Annotated in this window: 16 protein-coding genes; 2 read left to right on the plus strand and 14 right to left on the minus strand. The window is 59.3% G+C overall.

Annotated elements, in window-relative coordinates; genetic code table 11:
* Positions 1-172: 172 nt before the first annotated feature.
* The 7 genes from AB4083_RS18345 to AB4083_RS18375 all read right to left on the minus strand — a co-directional run bounded on the left by AB4083_RS18345 (position 173) and on the right by AB4083_RS18375 (position 4,017).
* Complete coding sequence (locus AB4083_RS18345) at positions 173-1,345, minus strand: integrase (RefSeq protein ID WP_441609766.1); 1,173 nt, start codon at positions 1,343-1,345, stop codon at positions 173-175.
* The gene (locus tag AB4083_RS18350; protein WP_441609768.1) at positions 1,342-1,536 is read right to left on the minus strand and encodes a hypothetical protein; all 195 of its coding nucleotides are present in this window, start codon (positions 1,534-1,536) and stop codon (positions 1,342-1,344) included. Before AB4083_RS18350 ends, AB4083_RS18345 begins: the two co-directional genes overlap by 4 nt.
* 39 nt (positions 1,537-1,575) lie before the next feature.
* The gene (locus AB4083_RS18355) at positions 1,576-1,887 is read right to left on the minus strand and encodes a hypothetical protein (protein ID WP_441609770.1); all 312 of its coding nucleotides are present in this window, start codon (positions 1,885-1,887) and stop codon (positions 1,576-1,578) included.
* A gap of 2 nt (positions 1,888-1,889) precedes the next feature.
* Complete coding sequence (locus AB4083_RS18360) at positions 1,890-2,369, minus strand: hypothetical protein (RefSeq protein WP_441609772.1); 480 nt, start codon at positions 2,367-2,369, stop codon at positions 1,890-1,892.
* A gap of 3 nt (positions 2,370-2,372) precedes the next feature.
* Complete coding sequence (locus AB4083_RS18365; protein WP_441609774.1) at positions 2,373-3,275, minus strand: recombination-associated protein RdgC; 903 nt, start codon at positions 3,273-3,275, stop codon at positions 2,373-2,375.
* An 8-nt stretch (positions 3,276-3,283) separates the two neighbouring features.
* Entirely contained in the window at positions 3,284-3,448 is a 165-nt protein-coding gene (locus AB4083_RS18370) for a hypothetical protein (protein ID WP_441609775.1), read from the minus strand.
* 95 nt (positions 3,449-3,543) lie between these two features.
* Positions 3,544-4,017, minus strand: a complete 474-nt coding sequence (locus tag AB4083_RS18375) for a hypothetical protein (RefSeq protein ID WP_441609777.1) — start codon at positions 4,015-4,017, stop codon at positions 3,544-3,546.
* 47 nt (positions 4,018-4,064) lie between these two features.
* Here AB4083_RS18375 and AB4083_RS18380 point away from each other — a divergent pair, with 47 nt between their 5' ends.
* Entirely contained in the window at positions 4,065-4,964 is a 900-nt protein-coding gene (locus tag AB4083_RS18380) for a phage portal protein (RefSeq protein WP_441609779.1), read from the plus strand.
* A gap of 20 nt (positions 4,965-4,984) precedes the next feature.
* Here the strand turns inward: AB4083_RS18380 and AB4083_RS18385 are convergent, their stop codons facing one another.
* The 5 genes from AB4083_RS18385 to AB4083_RS18405 form a co-directional block, all read right to left on the minus strand.
* Positions 4,985-5,581 (minus strand): hypothetical protein, encoded by a 597-nt coding sequence (locus tag AB4083_RS18385; RefSeq protein ID WP_441609780.1) that lies wholly within the window; start codon positions 5,579-5,581, stop codon positions 4,985-4,987.
* Between the two features lie 48 nt (positions 5,582-5,629).
* The gene (locus AB4083_RS18390; RefSeq protein ID WP_441609781.1) at positions 5,630-5,992 is read right to left on the minus strand and encodes a hypothetical protein; all 363 of its coding nucleotides are present in this window, start codon (positions 5,990-5,992) and stop codon (positions 5,630-5,632) included.
* Between the two features lie 128 nt (positions 5,993-6,120).
* On the minus strand, positions 6,121-6,882 hold the full coding sequence (locus tag AB4083_RS18395) for a hypothetical protein (protein ID WP_441609783.1): 762 nt from the start codon (positions 6,880-6,882) through the stop codon (positions 6,121-6,123).
* Positions 6,861-9,794 carry an RHS repeat-associated core domain-containing protein gene (locus tag AB4083_RS18400; RefSeq protein ID WP_441609785.1) on the minus strand — a complete coding sequence of 978 codons (2,934 nt, stop codon included), beginning with the start codon at positions 9,792-9,794 and terminating at the stop codon, positions 6,861-6,863. Before AB4083_RS18400 ends, AB4083_RS18395 begins: the two co-directional genes overlap by 22 nt.
* Before the next feature lie 5 nt (positions 9,795-9,799).
* A complete protein-coding gene (locus tag AB4083_RS18405; RefSeq protein WP_441609787.1) occupies positions 9,800-11,359 on the minus strand; it encodes a DUF6531 domain-containing protein in 1,560 nt (519 codons plus the stop codon).
* A 482-nt stretch (positions 11,360-11,841) separates the two neighbouring features.
* On the opposite strand from AB4083_RS18405, the gene AB4083_RS18410 reads away from it, so the two are divergent.
* Positions 11,842-12,402, plus strand: coding sequence for an NYN domain-containing protein (locus AB4083_RS18410; protein ID WP_441609789.1), 561 nt, complete (start codon positions 11,842-11,844; stop codon positions 12,400-12,402).
* 297 nt (positions 12,403-12,699) lie between these two features.
* On the opposite strand, the gene AB4083_RS18415 is transcribed toward AB4083_RS18410, so the two are convergent.
* Together AB4083_RS18415 and AB4083_RS18420 are read right to left on the minus strand one after the other, a co-directional pair.
* Positions 12,700-13,299: a hypothetical protein gene (locus AB4083_RS18415; RefSeq protein ID WP_441609791.1), complete on the minus strand. Its 600-nt coding sequence runs from the start codon at positions 13,297-13,299 to the stop codon at positions 12,700-12,702.
* A 400-nt stretch (positions 13,300-13,699) separates the two neighbouring features.
* The gene (locus AB4083_RS18420; protein ID WP_441609793.1) at positions 13,700-13,906 is read right to left on the minus strand and encodes a hypothetical protein; all 207 of its coding nucleotides are present in this window, start codon (positions 13,904-13,906) and stop codon (positions 13,700-13,702) included.
* Between the last annotated feature and the right edge of the window lie 209 nt (positions 13,907-14,115).

Raw genomic sequence — 14,115 nt, forward strand, 5'->3', positions numbered from 1 at the left:
ATCTCGGCGATCGAGTCTCCTTGCCGCCACTGGCTCCACAGCCGCTTCTTCTGTTCCGCGTTCAGGCGCCTTGCAGTCGATCCTGCCTTGCTCATCGTCTCTCCCGGTCATCAACACTATGGGTGTTGCATTGACCAGTTGAAACCGCCGTTGTTGAAAATTGTGTTGAAAATTAGCCGTCAGATACCGGGTCAACGACGGGGAGCGAGTGGTCATAGTGATGGACCATCTGCATGGTCTTATGGCCGCTGGCCAATTGCTTGTCCGCCTTGGTTCCCTTCGTATCGGTGATCGCTCGGTGCTTGATCGCATGGAGTCCGAACTTTTCGTCGGGAGCCAATACGCCGGCCGAAATCGCGGCGGCCATGGCGCGACGCCAGGCGCTAGCCATGGTGCTCTTGACCACCTTGCGACCGGTCTCGGCCACGACTAGCGGCCGATCCTTGGGTAGATGCGGGATAGGCATGCGCTTCGCCGCCCATATGCCCTGCCGCCTCGTTTTGAGCCAATCCCAAGCCTCTCGGAGCTGTGGTGACCAGCGAGTCACATTGCCTAGGCTCCCTTTGCGCCTATCCACGATGACGCCCTCCTTGCTTTCGTTGGCATCTGAAAGGTTGCGCACCTCCACACTACGCATACGACACTCATAGGCGATCACAGCCACGGCCCAGACATAGGGAGCCAGCGACCCCTTGGTTCTGGTTGCTAGGCCACCACGGCGTTTGAAGAGCGCCACAACGGCTTTCATTGTCACCAAGTCCGGCATGCGATGGTTTGCCGCTTCGTCTGGCATATCGACACCTTTTGCCGCGTTGAATTTGCACAAGCCTCGTGGCATACCCCAAACGAACGCTGCGGATAGATATCGTTGGACGTGAGCACCACTCGAAGGCGTTGCCTTATCTGCCACGTCGTTGTGGCTTCGCTTGCCATCGGCAACAGCATCCACCAGCAACTGAATCACAGGAAGGTCAACCTTTCTCAACTTTAGCTTGCCAAATGGCACGCCAAGCTTCGTTGTGAAGGCATTGATGATCGCTCTGCACCGGCGATAGTCGGACTGCGTGTCGCTGGAAAGCTTGCGGAAAGCGGCAGATTTTTCGTGACGATCCAGCAGATAGTCCAGCGTTTCCCTGTCGATGCCCGACAGGCATTCCATGGCATGGTGCAGGTCCGACAGTAACGCGTCGTCGTTACCGAGGCGCCGCATACGCGGCGCCTCCCCATCGACCATCGTGTACCAGTAGCGGTCACGCCGATTCCAATAGCAGCGCCTGGGTAGCTGATTTTGCTCAATATGCGCTGGCATGCTCGGGTCATATTTTCGTTTGCGTCCTTTCGTCATATCACTTCGTCCGGTCGATAGCTTTCACTGCGCCGAGCAACGACGCCTACGCCGAGCGATTCATTCAGCGCATCGAGCGTGGTCCACGGTCCATTGGCGCCGTCCTTGATCCGAATGTTTTGTGTTCGGGCCCAGCGACGTACCGCCGATGGCGTGGTCTTGCCTGATAGTTCACGCAGTTGACCCGGCATGATGATGTGCTTGCTTGCGTCTCCACCTAGCACGGTGATTCATCTCCCCGCCGCTTCGGCTTTTCGAGCGGTGCGCGGCATGCGTGTGACACGCGAAGGCGCCGGCGCGACCAGGGCCAGTTCGAACTGGCTATATCGTTTTCCCCACTCGGCTTCGGCGGCTTCTAGCGTCGCGTGCATGCCGGTACTGCGGCCGCATGCGCACTCAAGGCTGTGTCGCACAGCGTGCACCTTGAATTGCATCGTTTCGCGGCGACTGCGACCACGACATTCGATATGCCGCGGTTCGTGATGGCACTCGGCGCAGGGCCAGAAGCGTCCGGCATCTTCACGTATGTGCTGCTGGAACATGTTCAGGCCTCCCCGGCGCGGATCGCGTGGAATCCCCACAGATTCGCGTCGTGCAGAAGCCCATCGCGCTGCATGCGGGTGAGCATCTGGCGCGCCTTGGCCGGACCCATCAGGGCCATTTCCACCGGCGCCTGGAGCGACGCGCCGCCGTGGCGAAGCACGGCCAGCAGTAAGCGTACGTAAGCAAGGCCAGCGGCCTCGGTCGGTGTCCAGGGCGGCGGCGAGGTCTCCATCAACTTTTCACCGCAAGCAGCACGTAGACGGATGCCCTGCTCGTCCGAGAGGTAACCGAGTGTGACCGCTAGCCCGATGGCGCCGGTCAGATACGTCAAATGTCCCAGCCGGGCGTGTGGGTGCTGTGCGGCATCGCGTCCCAGCGCCTCGGCCTGCCGGAGCACCAGGCGCGTCACAAAGCCGGACTGCGCATGGGCTTCGATTGCCGTGCTGTTCTTATCCCTATTCGTGCGCTGTTTGTCGGTCATGGCTCAGGCCTCCGCTGGGCGGGCGAGGGTGAAGGTGGTCTCGATGAAGGCGAGTAGGCGCCGCACCTCCAACGTGGCCAGTGCCATGTCGCTCTCCACCTGCATGTCATGACTTTCCGCCTCCGCCTGATCGGCGGTGAGGACATCCAGCGGACGCAGCCGCGTGATCGCCAGGTCATGCGAAAGCACCAGGCTCAGTCGATCGTCGAACACCAAGCCCACCTGAAAGGCCTGCTTGCCGCCGCGTAGGTGTTCCTTGATTTCGTCCGCGCCCAGCGCCTGCCGGCGGCACCGCACCAGCGCACCGGTGGCCGTGACCGGGTCGCGCAACTCGCACTCGTCGCCGAGAGAAAGTGACGACGGCAGCGAATCGTTGGCCAGCCAGTCGGTCAGCAAGGCGCGCGGGGCCTCGGCGGAAGACAGTGGCACCGCCGGGAAGGAACCAAACGCCTCACGAAGCGCGGACAGAGCCAGCTCGGCATAACGCCGGCTCGGCGTGTCGATGACCAGCCAGCCGTGTTTGGGGTCGATCCAGCCAGCGATGCGCCGGGACGTTACCGGGGCGTGCGGCAGCATCACCTGCAGCACGTCCTCGTGCAGCTGTTTGCGCTCCTTGCGCCCGACCTTGCGGCCCTCCTCGGTGGCGATGGCCTGCACCTTCTTGGTCACCGCGTCACGGACGGACGCCGCCGGCAGCACGCGTTCGGCCTGCACGAACACAAAGCCGGTACAGCCATTGGCGACGATGGTCAGGCGGTCATCCACGAGGCCGTAGGGCGAGCCGAAGCCTCGCGTCGCCAGGTCGTGGGGGCCGGGCTCGCGCACACGGTGACGTGCCAAGTCGGCGGCGATGTCGTTGGACGGGGAGGCGCCGAAGCGAAAGAGGGAGAGATTACGGGGAAACATCGGGCACCTCAGCGGGGCAGAAAGGGGAGCAGCGTGCAGGCGGCCAGCAGCAAACCGGCCAGGAAGGCGACGAACAGTTCCGAGTCGCCATAGAGACGGCACGCGCCTGGCATGGGGTGTCGCGTAGACTGTGGATGGGGGCCGAGTGCCGGCCGGATGCGCATCGTGTGCATGGTGTGTGCTCCTTCGGTGGGTATCAGGCGGTGCATGGGGAGTGCACGAACACTCCCCCGGCCCCCGCCGCGGGTGAGCCGGAGTGACCGGCGAATCAGTCGTCGTGGTGGGCGGTGCTGAAGATCCAGCAGCGCACGGTGGCCGGCCCGTTCGTACGGATGGCGCTGCGCACCGCGCGGCTGGATTCGAGGAATTTGTGGCGTTTGCTGGTGGGCAGGTGTTCGCGAAGCTCCGCCAGGGTCGGCACGTCGCGCCACCGCTCGGTGGCCATTTCCAGCCATTCGTGGATGTTGACCGCGATCAGGTTCTTGTCGGCGCTGTGGTTGAGGTACGGGCGCTCGCCCTGGCCGTTCAACTCGTGGAAGCGCTCCCAGAAGGCGACCACCACCTCGTGATCGGTGTTGATCGCCCGCTGCCGTTCCTCGGTCATGGTAGTGAGCTGCTGCAGGGTGGCTTCGCGGTACGGCGCGACGGCCGGCACCACCAATTCCAAGGCCTCGGCCATGGCCATCAGCTGCGCATGGTTCTTCGCCAGGCGCACGCTTTTCACTTTCGGGTTGTCGAGCAACTGATCCGGAGCCGATCGACCGATCTAACCTGCTGGACTACGTGCAGGTGTGGCACAACAGCCGATGGTACGAGCCGCCTGTCAGTCTGACCGGCCTGGCCAACATGTTGCAGATTGCGCCTCACCACTCGTCGGCCATCTATGTGAAGCGGAACCTGCTGGTCTCCGCGTTCCAGCCGACGCGTTACCTGTCGGTGGCGGAGTTCGAGGCCTTTGCCATGGACTACCTCACTTTCGGCCAGGCCTACCTGGAATGCGAAGAGGCGGTGTCGGGCAAGCTGCTGCGGACCAAACACACGCCGTCGCTGTTCACGCGGCGCGGGGTGGAGGAGGGCGCGTTCTGGTTCGTGCCGCCGAATGGGCAGGCTTTCCAGTTCGAACGGCCGGTGGTGCAAATAAAGGCCCCAGACGTGCGGCAAGAGGTGTATGGCATCCCCGAATATCTGAGCGCGCTGCATGCCGCCCAGCTCAACCGTTCGGCCACGCTGTTCCGTCGCAAGTATTACGACAACGGATCACACGCGGGCTTCATCCTCTACATGACGGATCCGGCGCAGAATCCTGACGACGTCGACAACCTGCGGAAGGCTCTAAAGGGGGCGAAGGGGCCGGGTAACTTCCGGAATCTCTTCATGTATGCGCCGAGCGGCAAGAAGGACGGCTTGCAGCTGATTCCGATCAGCGAGGTGGCGGCCAAGGACGACTTTGCGTCAATCAAGAATGCGAGCCGGGATGACATCCTCGCGGCGCATCGTGTTCCGCCGCAGCTGCTGGGGATGATTCCTACGAATGCTGGTGGCTTTGGCGATGTGGAGAAGGCGACGCAGGTGTTCTTTGCCAATGAAGTGGCACCGATTCAAGCGCGAATGAAGGGGCTGAATGACGCGCTCGGCGTCAATATCTTTCGCTTCAAGGCACTGGGTTCTGCGGTGGAGGCGACCACCTAGGGCCGCTTCTCCATCACCACTCACTGCCACGTCTGAATGATAGGGGATCGTGACTCTTGATACGGTCCCGCATAGCGAAGGCGACTTTGGGCGTCCATGATGCGGTCCTGCAGGCCTTGCCGTTGCATCCTATAGTCCTGAATGATGGCGTCCCTGTTGCCAATGGTTGAAGTCAGAGCATTGTGGATGTCCCCATCTAAGCTCTGAATATTCCTTTGCAGGCCTTGAATGTAATCGAATTCGGCAGCGTTCCCCTTTAACGTTGCAACTGATGCTTGGCAATTAGATAGCTGCTGCTGAAGTCCTGGTATGGCGGTGAGGGTGCCATTGGCTTGAGCAATGCTTATACGAAGCTTGGATAGCTCGGCTTCCGCGGTGGCCGCTTCATTTCGCGCTTGCTGTCGCGCGTCCCTCTCGTTGGCGAGTTCTTGGATCCGGTCCTTGATGTCTTGGCGCAGTTGCGCGTTCGTTGATTTCAATGATTCGTTCTCTGCAACAGTCCATAAGTGCCCTGTGGCTCCGCCAACAATAAGGGCTATTGTTGGCGCTAGTGCGGCCCACTTGCCCAGCTTGTCGACCAATGAAGGCTTTTCTTCTTTCTGATTATTCATCTGCATTGAGCTCTCAGGGTTTTCTTGGTCTAGGCACGATGGCTGGCGAGACTATCAAGCGCCCGGCGTTCCTTTTCGACGAAGGGAACACAGCATTAAGCACTCGAGCGCATGCTCAAACTCAAAGACTGGGCCATAACGATCTTCGGGCCATGACTCGAACCATCCGCTATCCGGCTCGGGATTCTCATCGGTAATTCTTAACCCGGCGCGGTAAGATTCCACGTCCTGGAAGTACAGGGTGTTGACTTCATCATCAAGGAGGTTCTTTCCGATGTAGGTAAGCGTACTCATCATTGGAATAGTCATCGCATGATCGATGTACGAGACATGGAAGTAGGTCTCGCCAATGATGAGCTTGTCACTTTCGGTGTATTGCCCGTACGGGGGAATCTCTCGCTGATCAAACGTGAGCATGGCGTGGGTTTCCTGGTGTGGCGTTGATCGTATTGGCGTTAGCAAAGAAGGCGGCCCTAGGCCGCCTTCTTTGCTGCATTGCTTCTCGTGCTTTCTGATGAATCTAGTGGCTGGTATTTGCGGCTGGCTTAAGCGAGCAGAGTGCCTTCGGCGATGTGCTTTAACTCGGTGAGCAGGCCACGATCCCGCGCTGGGAAGCCTTTAATGCTCAGGAATATCTGTTGCTGCCCTCCAGCCACCTCGTCTAGCAGGATTTTTTCGATAGCGCCGAATTGGTTGCCATACTTCTCCGTGAGTTCCAGGGAGGGAAGGCTTTGTACAAATTTCTTCCCTTCTTCTACATAGATGTAGTTGTCCCCATTTGGGAGTTGTTGCAGCCTAAGATCGATCCCGGTGCGAAATCCGACGTCCAGTAGCTTTGCTCCGGAGAAGTCATTGCCTCGAAACTCGTTTCGATCTCGGTCAATTGGTACGGGGCGATCCCTAAGAGGTCTTCCATTGAAAAATGCCTTCTTGATGACACCTGTAAAAAGGCAGTCAATGAACTCCGCATCAAGGCCCCTGAAGACATGGATCTTCACATTGCGAAACGTGCACCGCTCGAACCGCGCGTTCCCTGGAGCGTTAGCGTAGATCTCCGCATCATCGAAGCAGCAATCCAAGTAGCGCGACTGGATGCCGCCGGCTCCAAAGCCGGCGGCATCAATTCGAGTTTTGGAAAAATCGCAGCTTTTGAAGGTTGCGCCGATGGATACGAAATCTGGCCATTTCTGACCGCGAAAGGTTTCGCCGCTCACGATCTGGCGGTCAACAACCTTTCTTTCTCGCAGCAATCGCGCCAGATCTTTAGGTGGAATCGTTTTTGCCATTAGAAGTTGTAGAGCGCCCATAGTACGTTTTCGTAACCCACTTTACTTGCGTGCGCAGCTTGGGCGCCAGTGGTGGTTAGCTCAATTAGGTTACCAGTTGTCGTGTCCAGGAAGTCGGGTCCGATTCGGCTGTAGATGAAACGTCCTGGGTACTGTTCCCGCAATCCAAGGTCCGTAGCGTTGTGCACCGCTTGCCCGAGGAATCGCGATCCCGCCGCAGGGTTCGCCAAAAATGCCCTTTTTTCTGCTTCGGACATGAACGCGGAGAGTCCTTCGTATCCGCTTGAGGCATGCTTCTGCGCCATTTGCGCAACAATGTCTTCGCCAGCTTCAAGCGCCGGTGCGGCGGATTTAGTGGCGACATTCGTCGCACACATCGCGCCTGTGCGCCACGCCTGAGATTGGCCTAGCGTTACGACCCAAAGCACCTGCTCGCCGACCATGGCGCCGGCATAGGCGACGGACCAGCCATAGCGCTTGTCCTCCCACGCATTGACCGAGGCATCCCAAGCGCCCTGCCCGGGGACCGCCAACAGGAGACCGTCCGGGCTTTTCTGGTGTGTGCCAAGAAGATCAAACGCGGCCAATGGATTGCTGCTTACGTAGCCGTATGTAGTCAGCCCACCGTCGAGGCCGGTCGGGTCGCTCTGTATGTATCGTCCGCAGGCTGCGCAGTAGTCACGGAAGCCGTTGTGAAGCAGACCGGATTCCGCATCGGCATACTGTCCAGGGAAGCGCAGGTTGAAGATATATCCGTTGGCACTGGTCGGTGCCTGTTCACCGAACGGATTGCCTTGCATGCCCCATTGCCAGAGCGTGGCGCCAGTGCTGTCGGTGATGATGCGGGGAGTATTCAAGCCATCGGCGTGAACATAGTTGACGGTGCTGGTCGTACCCGCCGTGTCCACTACGGCGACCGGTAGGTCGCCCAGCCAGATGTAATCCCTATTCGTGGTTCCGTATTCGCCGATAAGCTGGCTGCTTTCATCGTAGGCAAAGCGCTGGCTGATGGCCTGGGGAAGGGACACCGATTTCGCAATGCGCTGTCCAGCGGCGTTGTACGTGTAGGTCGCAACGGTCTGGCCGTTTCGTTGTACCACGATCAGCCGATTCCGCCCGTTATACCCATAGCCAAACGTCTCGCCACCTGTGGCGTTGCCGGTGACGTTGCCGTTGGCGTCGTAGGTGAAAGCGCTGCTGCCGATGCTAGTGAGCCAATGGGTATTGGTTTGATAGCCGTAAGCACCCGTGGCCAGGCCTGCGCTGGTCTTACTGAGGCGATCGCCAGTCTTGCTATACGTATAGGCCTCAATGGCAGCGCCGGAGGCGCTGTTGACACCCGTCAGGCGATACAAGGGGTCGTAGCTGTAGGTCTCGGTGGCCGGATTGGCGCCTGGGCTGTTGCCCAGGGCGACGATATTGCCCATCGCATCGCGGGCAAAGTGAAGGCTCAGCGCCGGGCTGACTACGTCCGTCACGGCATAGTTGGCATCGTAGGTCCGAGTAACGGTCTGCCCGTTACCCAGGGTGTAGCTGGTGATGGGGCCGAACGGCAGGTAAGTGATATTGGAGACGGCGTTTCCCGCACCGGCGCCGGTGACCCCGGGTGGCAGAACCGTCACGCCACTGATTCGGCCGGCGGCATCGCGGTTGTACTGAACCGAGGTGCCACTGGGAGTCAGCGTGCTGACCACGCGACCGGCGAGGGAGTAGGTATATCCCATCGCATCGGTTTGCGTCCCTTGCGTTTGGCGCTTCTGAACGATGTTGCCCCGCGCGTCATAGCAGTAGGTCGTCGTGACCGCGCTTTCGACGATACGGGTGAGCTTGCCTATCGGGTAGGAGGTAGTGCAGCCGGTGGTGGCGTTGGGCTCGTCATAGAAATAAGCGACATTGAGCGAGCTATCGACATAGGTGAGGGCCGTCCGGCGATTCAGCGCGTCATAGGTGCTGGTGCCGGTTACGCCCTTTGCATCAGTGCGCTGGATGGCGTTACCCGCGGCGTCGTAGACATAGCTGGTCGTGCCGGTATCCGGACTCTGTACCGAGGTGAGGTTATCGAGGCCGTTGTAGCTATAGATCGTATTCAGGCCGTCGGGATCGCTTATGCCCTCCAGGTGATCGCTGGCGTCGTAAGACGACACGATCTGTGCGTTCTTCGTCGCCGCGTCGGTGCCGTTGTAGTTATCGATGGTGCTGACCAGGCGATGCAAGGCGTCATACCCCCGCTTCCGCTGGATGCCTGCGGCATCGACGCTGTGGGTCGGATTGCCTGCTGCGTCGTAGCCATCTGAGTAGTTGTAGCTAAGGACGGTTCGGTTGAGTGCATCGACCACTGTGAGGAGCTGGCTGAGTGTGTTGTACGTGCGCGAAACCGTCCGCTTCAACGTGTTGGAGCTATCGAAAGTCTCTTCCTTGAGACGATTGCCCGCAGCGTCCAGGGTGTAATGGATACGGTTACCTACGGCATCGGTGATGTCGGTGACGCGACCGGCGTCGTCGTAGGTATAGGTGGTGGTGACCCCGTCAGCATCTTTCGACTGCGTGACATTACCGATTGCGTCATAAGTCAGCGTCGTCGTGGCCGGGGTGCCCGTGCTATCGCGCGTGACCGTAAGGGGCCAGCCCTCGGGCGTGTAGGTCATGACCGATATGACGCCATTTGGGTCCGTTGAACGCCCCGGATTGCCATACATGTCGTAGGTGTCGTAACTCGTCACACGGCCTAGCGGGTCGGTCACTGTGGCGACACGCCCTTGCGCATCGTAGGTATAGCTGGTGACGTCGCTAACATCCGTACGTGGGCCATCCACGGTGGCGATCCAGCCTTGGGTGTTATAGGTCTGGGTCGTCGTGTGGTCCGGCGTCGTGGCGTGCGCCATGGCCATGAGAAGGCCAAGGCTGACCAGGCTCCATCGAAATCCCTTTTTCATGGTCGTCATTCCTTGGTGGCGTGCACGCTGGTGCTCAGCGGGCGGCCCTGGGTGTCATAGGTGTAGGTGATGACGCGGTCAGCGGTGGTCACCGTTAGGGGAAGGAAGCGAGTTGCATCCCAGGTCGTGGTAATCGTGCGTTCCTGAGGCGTTCCTTTGGCCTCAACACGAGTGATTTCACGCCCCAATGTGTCGTAGGTGTAGGCGGTGATCGTGCCGATGGCGTCCGTCTTGGTATCGACCTGGCCGTTGGTGGTGTAGGTGTAGGTGGTATTGCTGGCGGGGCAGCCTGCCGCCGGTTCGCCTTCGACGGCCGTCACGCGCTTGGCGCCTTGGATGATCTGGTACCGATAGGTCGTGCTGTTGCCCAGGGCATTGGTGACTGTGGTGGATCCATCCGCGTTGTACGTCATCGTCGTCTTGTAGGCACCGCCAGCGCGCTGATTGGAGATGGCCCGCCCTTGGGCGTCATATGCCCACGTGGCCGATCGAATGCCGCGCTCGTCGGTGATGCCCGTCAATAGGCGGGGATTGTTCGGGTCATCGTAGATGTAGGTGCGCGATGTGGTATGGCCTGCCCAGTTGCGAGTGACATTGGTCAAGCGGAAGGTCGTGTCGACCGTATAGTTAATGGTCAGTCCACCGACAATGAGGTTCTGCAGGAAACCCTGCTTTTTCGCAAATTGGAGGGTATGCCCGCGCGAGTCGGTCACCGTGGTGGTCACCGTGAGGTAATCGGACGACGTGACGTAGGTCAACGATTGGCTCAGGCCGTTGGCGAGCTTCCAAAGCGTCAGTTTGCCTTGCGCGTTGAAAGTGTACTGCTCGTTGTCGGGCGAGGTGTAGACCCATGAGCCGCTAACTTGCTTCATCGTGCCGAGCTCGGTGGGCTCGGGGGTGGCGATGCCATTGCTCAGCTTGAAGAGCGCGGACCGCCCGTCACTGAAGTTGATGACTAGTGCCTTGGCGTTGATATAAAGCGATGTTTCGTAGGTAGACGTCCAGCGCCCGGCCGCACTGTTATAGCTTCGGACAAACCGCAACTCGCCATCGGTATCGGCATAGTCCGTTTCGGATTCGTAGACGTTGCCCGTTCCCACATTGACGGGATCGGCACAGGAAACGATGCCGACCACAGCCGCGCTGCCGGGGTCGCCCATCTCCTTACGCGCCTGATCTGCGTCGGCCGACTCGCACTGTCCCGTTTGCGGATTGTAGGTCTGATCGGCCGTGCAGCCATCACCGCCCCGCACGATGGAATGGGAGAAGGTGGCCGATCCATTGAGAGTGGGGCTATAGGCAATCGTGTTGCAGTCATACGCCACGTACTTAGGCGGGTTAGAGAAAGGCGACAACGTGGGTGCTTTATAGGGCTGAGGCTGTGTGTAAGTCAGTGCCGCTAGCTTTGGTACATCCGCCGCGTATGCCACCTGGCAAGCCTGGTCGGGCGTGGTGTAGTGCGTGGCTGAGGCATTCGCCGGATCATCATCCAGCACGTAGTAGAAGTCTTCGGCCAGCACGGTGGTGCTGGCAAAAGCAAGGAGAATAAGTAAGACGATGCGCATCGGTTGATCCTTCCTTAGACGAGGCGAGGCTTTCGATTGGGGAACGGCGGGCGCGCACGCGTACGGCAGCGTCTATGCCGCTGCATGGTTACGGTGCGGTAATTAGGGATAAAAGGGTTTGGGGGCTCGGCCCCAGCGACCTCGGCAAAGTGCGTAGAGAGCGCTGTATGGGGGCCGTGGGGTATACGCGGGCAGTTCTATTGCGATCATCCTGATCTCCTTGGTCGGCGCCTTGCCCCGGGTATCCGGGCGGCTCCGCATCATGGGCGATGTCCGTATCAGCGCAGGAGACGCAATCGCTACGAAGGCTGCGCCGGAAAAGAATGGCGCGGGATAGCGTCAATGAATTGTGAAATCCGTGGCTGCTTGGCCCGGTTGGCCCTAGATGACAATTAACGTGTCAGTTGTAAGGCAACACATGGAGTTGGTTGCTATCTCGCCATTGCTACCCTGATGCTTGGCAGGCGACTGAGGGAGTCGCCATGGACATACAGGGGAACGCGATGGCAAATCTGCTCTACGTGGATAATTCCAACGTTTGGATCGAAGGGATGCATGTTGCGGCATTCAAGCACGGCATAGCTCCCGACGTTTGGACCGCTGTGCAAAATAGGGTGTGCGATTACAGCTGGAAATTGGATTTCGGCAAACTTTTCCAGTTTGCTGGCGGCGACAAGCTTCAGGTCAAGAAAGCCGCACTATTCGGATCTCGGCCGCCACAAAATGACTCGCTTTGGGATGCGGCGCGGCGTCATGGGTTCGATGTCGTGACCTACGATAGAAACGTCGCGAATCATGAGAAAAAGATTGATACCGACATCGTTGCAACGATGATCGAGGACTCATTTCTAATCGGTGATCCGGCGGCCGACGAGATAACTTTGGTAGCTGGCGACGCCGATTACGTTCCGGCCATCGAGAAGTTAAAGAAGCGGGGTTACAGCGTTGATGTGGTCTTCTGGGGGCACGCTGCCAAAGAGCTGAAGCAGGCCGCTACGCGCTTCATCAACCTTGATGCACATTTAGATCTTCTGGCGCGTTGAGGAGTTCTGCGCTCGCACAGGCCGCCTTTGGCGGCCTGTGCGAGGTTTGCAGTGGCTGATCGCGGATCGAGGCGTGCGACTTCGCACGGTCGTGCGTCGACCAATGTGTGACCAGGTAACCGGATCGGCCTGGGCGCGCGCGGTCGTCCCCCCTCCTCGCCTGCACACTTCACCCCATGCTTTTGACGCAGTTCATGCGATAGCGCCGAACCGCGCTACGGTTGGCATTGCAGAAGATTCTTGGGAAGTGTTGCGCGATGCAGAATGATGCGCGCCCCTGGGCTGAGCGCCTAGGCTCTACGGCCGATCAAAGGTCAGGCAGAGGATCTCGCGGCCCTTGTGGGCGATGTGCGTCTGTCCTCGGTACGGCGGGTTTTTGGACGAGGCGAGTAGGCGACTCAGCCGTGTCTTGCCGGGCAGCGGAAGGTCGCGACGGAAGGCGGCAAGCTGCATATCGGTGAGGTTGATGGCCAGCACTCCCGTGCCGCGGCCGTAATCCGTCGCCGCACCGATGTCGAGGAGTTGGTCCATCACATGCCACAGCTCGCGCACCTCGACCGCATCCCCATTGGGCACCTGCTCGTAGATGGCGTGGCGGATGGTGGGCGCGACCTTCAAGTGCAGCCATTGAGCCAGGTCGTCGGCGAGGCGATAGCCGGCCAGGCTCACGATGGACCACAACCCGTCGTCATCGATCCAGGGCGAGCCCTCCGCCCCTTCGGTGGGTAGGCGTAGGCGCTGGGGATGGACCGAGCCCACGAAGGCTACCGCGTCATCGAGCGACGGCCTGCTCAGCAGGATGCATAGATCGGCCAGGTCGTACCACGCCGTTCCCGCGATGAGTTGGACCCGGAGAGGGCGCTGCTGGTACGCAAAAGCGAGCTGGGCGACATCCATGCAAACCTCTTTTTAAGGAAAGACCCTCGGCAAAGTGTAACGGTCGCCGCGGAGGACGGAAAACATGTCCTAACGCCCTAATGTCCTTACGAAAAGTGGTTTTGTAACAAACGCGTAACTGGGCGCAATGGGCGGCGTAACGCACTGATTTACAAAGAGGGTCTTGTTACACGTCTCTCTGTAATTATGTTACCGCTGGTTACTCCATTGTTACTTTTGAAGATGAGGAATTGAATAATTAAATCAATATGTTAGGTCGTTATTTCGCGTCGCGTTACGGATGTCACATTTTCCCGATGGGGTCTTCCCTTTTGGAACTATAGAGAATGGGAGACATCCCGCCACCGCTTCCCTGCTCGTTGTGCGATCGGCAAGGCGTCCATTCCTTGCCAACCATGCATCACGCGGAGGGCTTCGTAAGTGCCGCCTTCAGCTCCTCCAAATGCCCGCGTAGCTGCGTGGCCACCATGGCCATGAGCGTATGGACATGGTCGGGAATGACCACTCCGGCATCGATACCAGCTGCCAGGCTTGCGCCCAGTGTTTCGATGGCGTCCACGTGCTCCAGCGCACGATCGAGGGTAATGGTGATGCTGCTGTTTTTCATGGTGCTACTCCTGCCACAACTTTTCCCCCAGCCTCCGTATCGGCAGAACAGTCAATAGATGGACGCCCCGAACGGCGTGTTCTACGTGGAGAGAACACTCGTGATAGCCATGAAGAACCAGCCACTGTGGAGGCTTGCGCATCAGACGGCGCGTCCCCCATTTCACTTACCCAGAAGCCGGCTTTCTGGAACTTCCTCACTGCTACTCT

The sequence above is a fragment of the Dyella sp. 2RAB6 genome (genome assembly GCF_052115385.1).
Lineage (GTDB): Bacteria > Pseudomonadota > Gammaproteobacteria > Xanthomonadales > Rhodanobacteraceae > Dyella_D.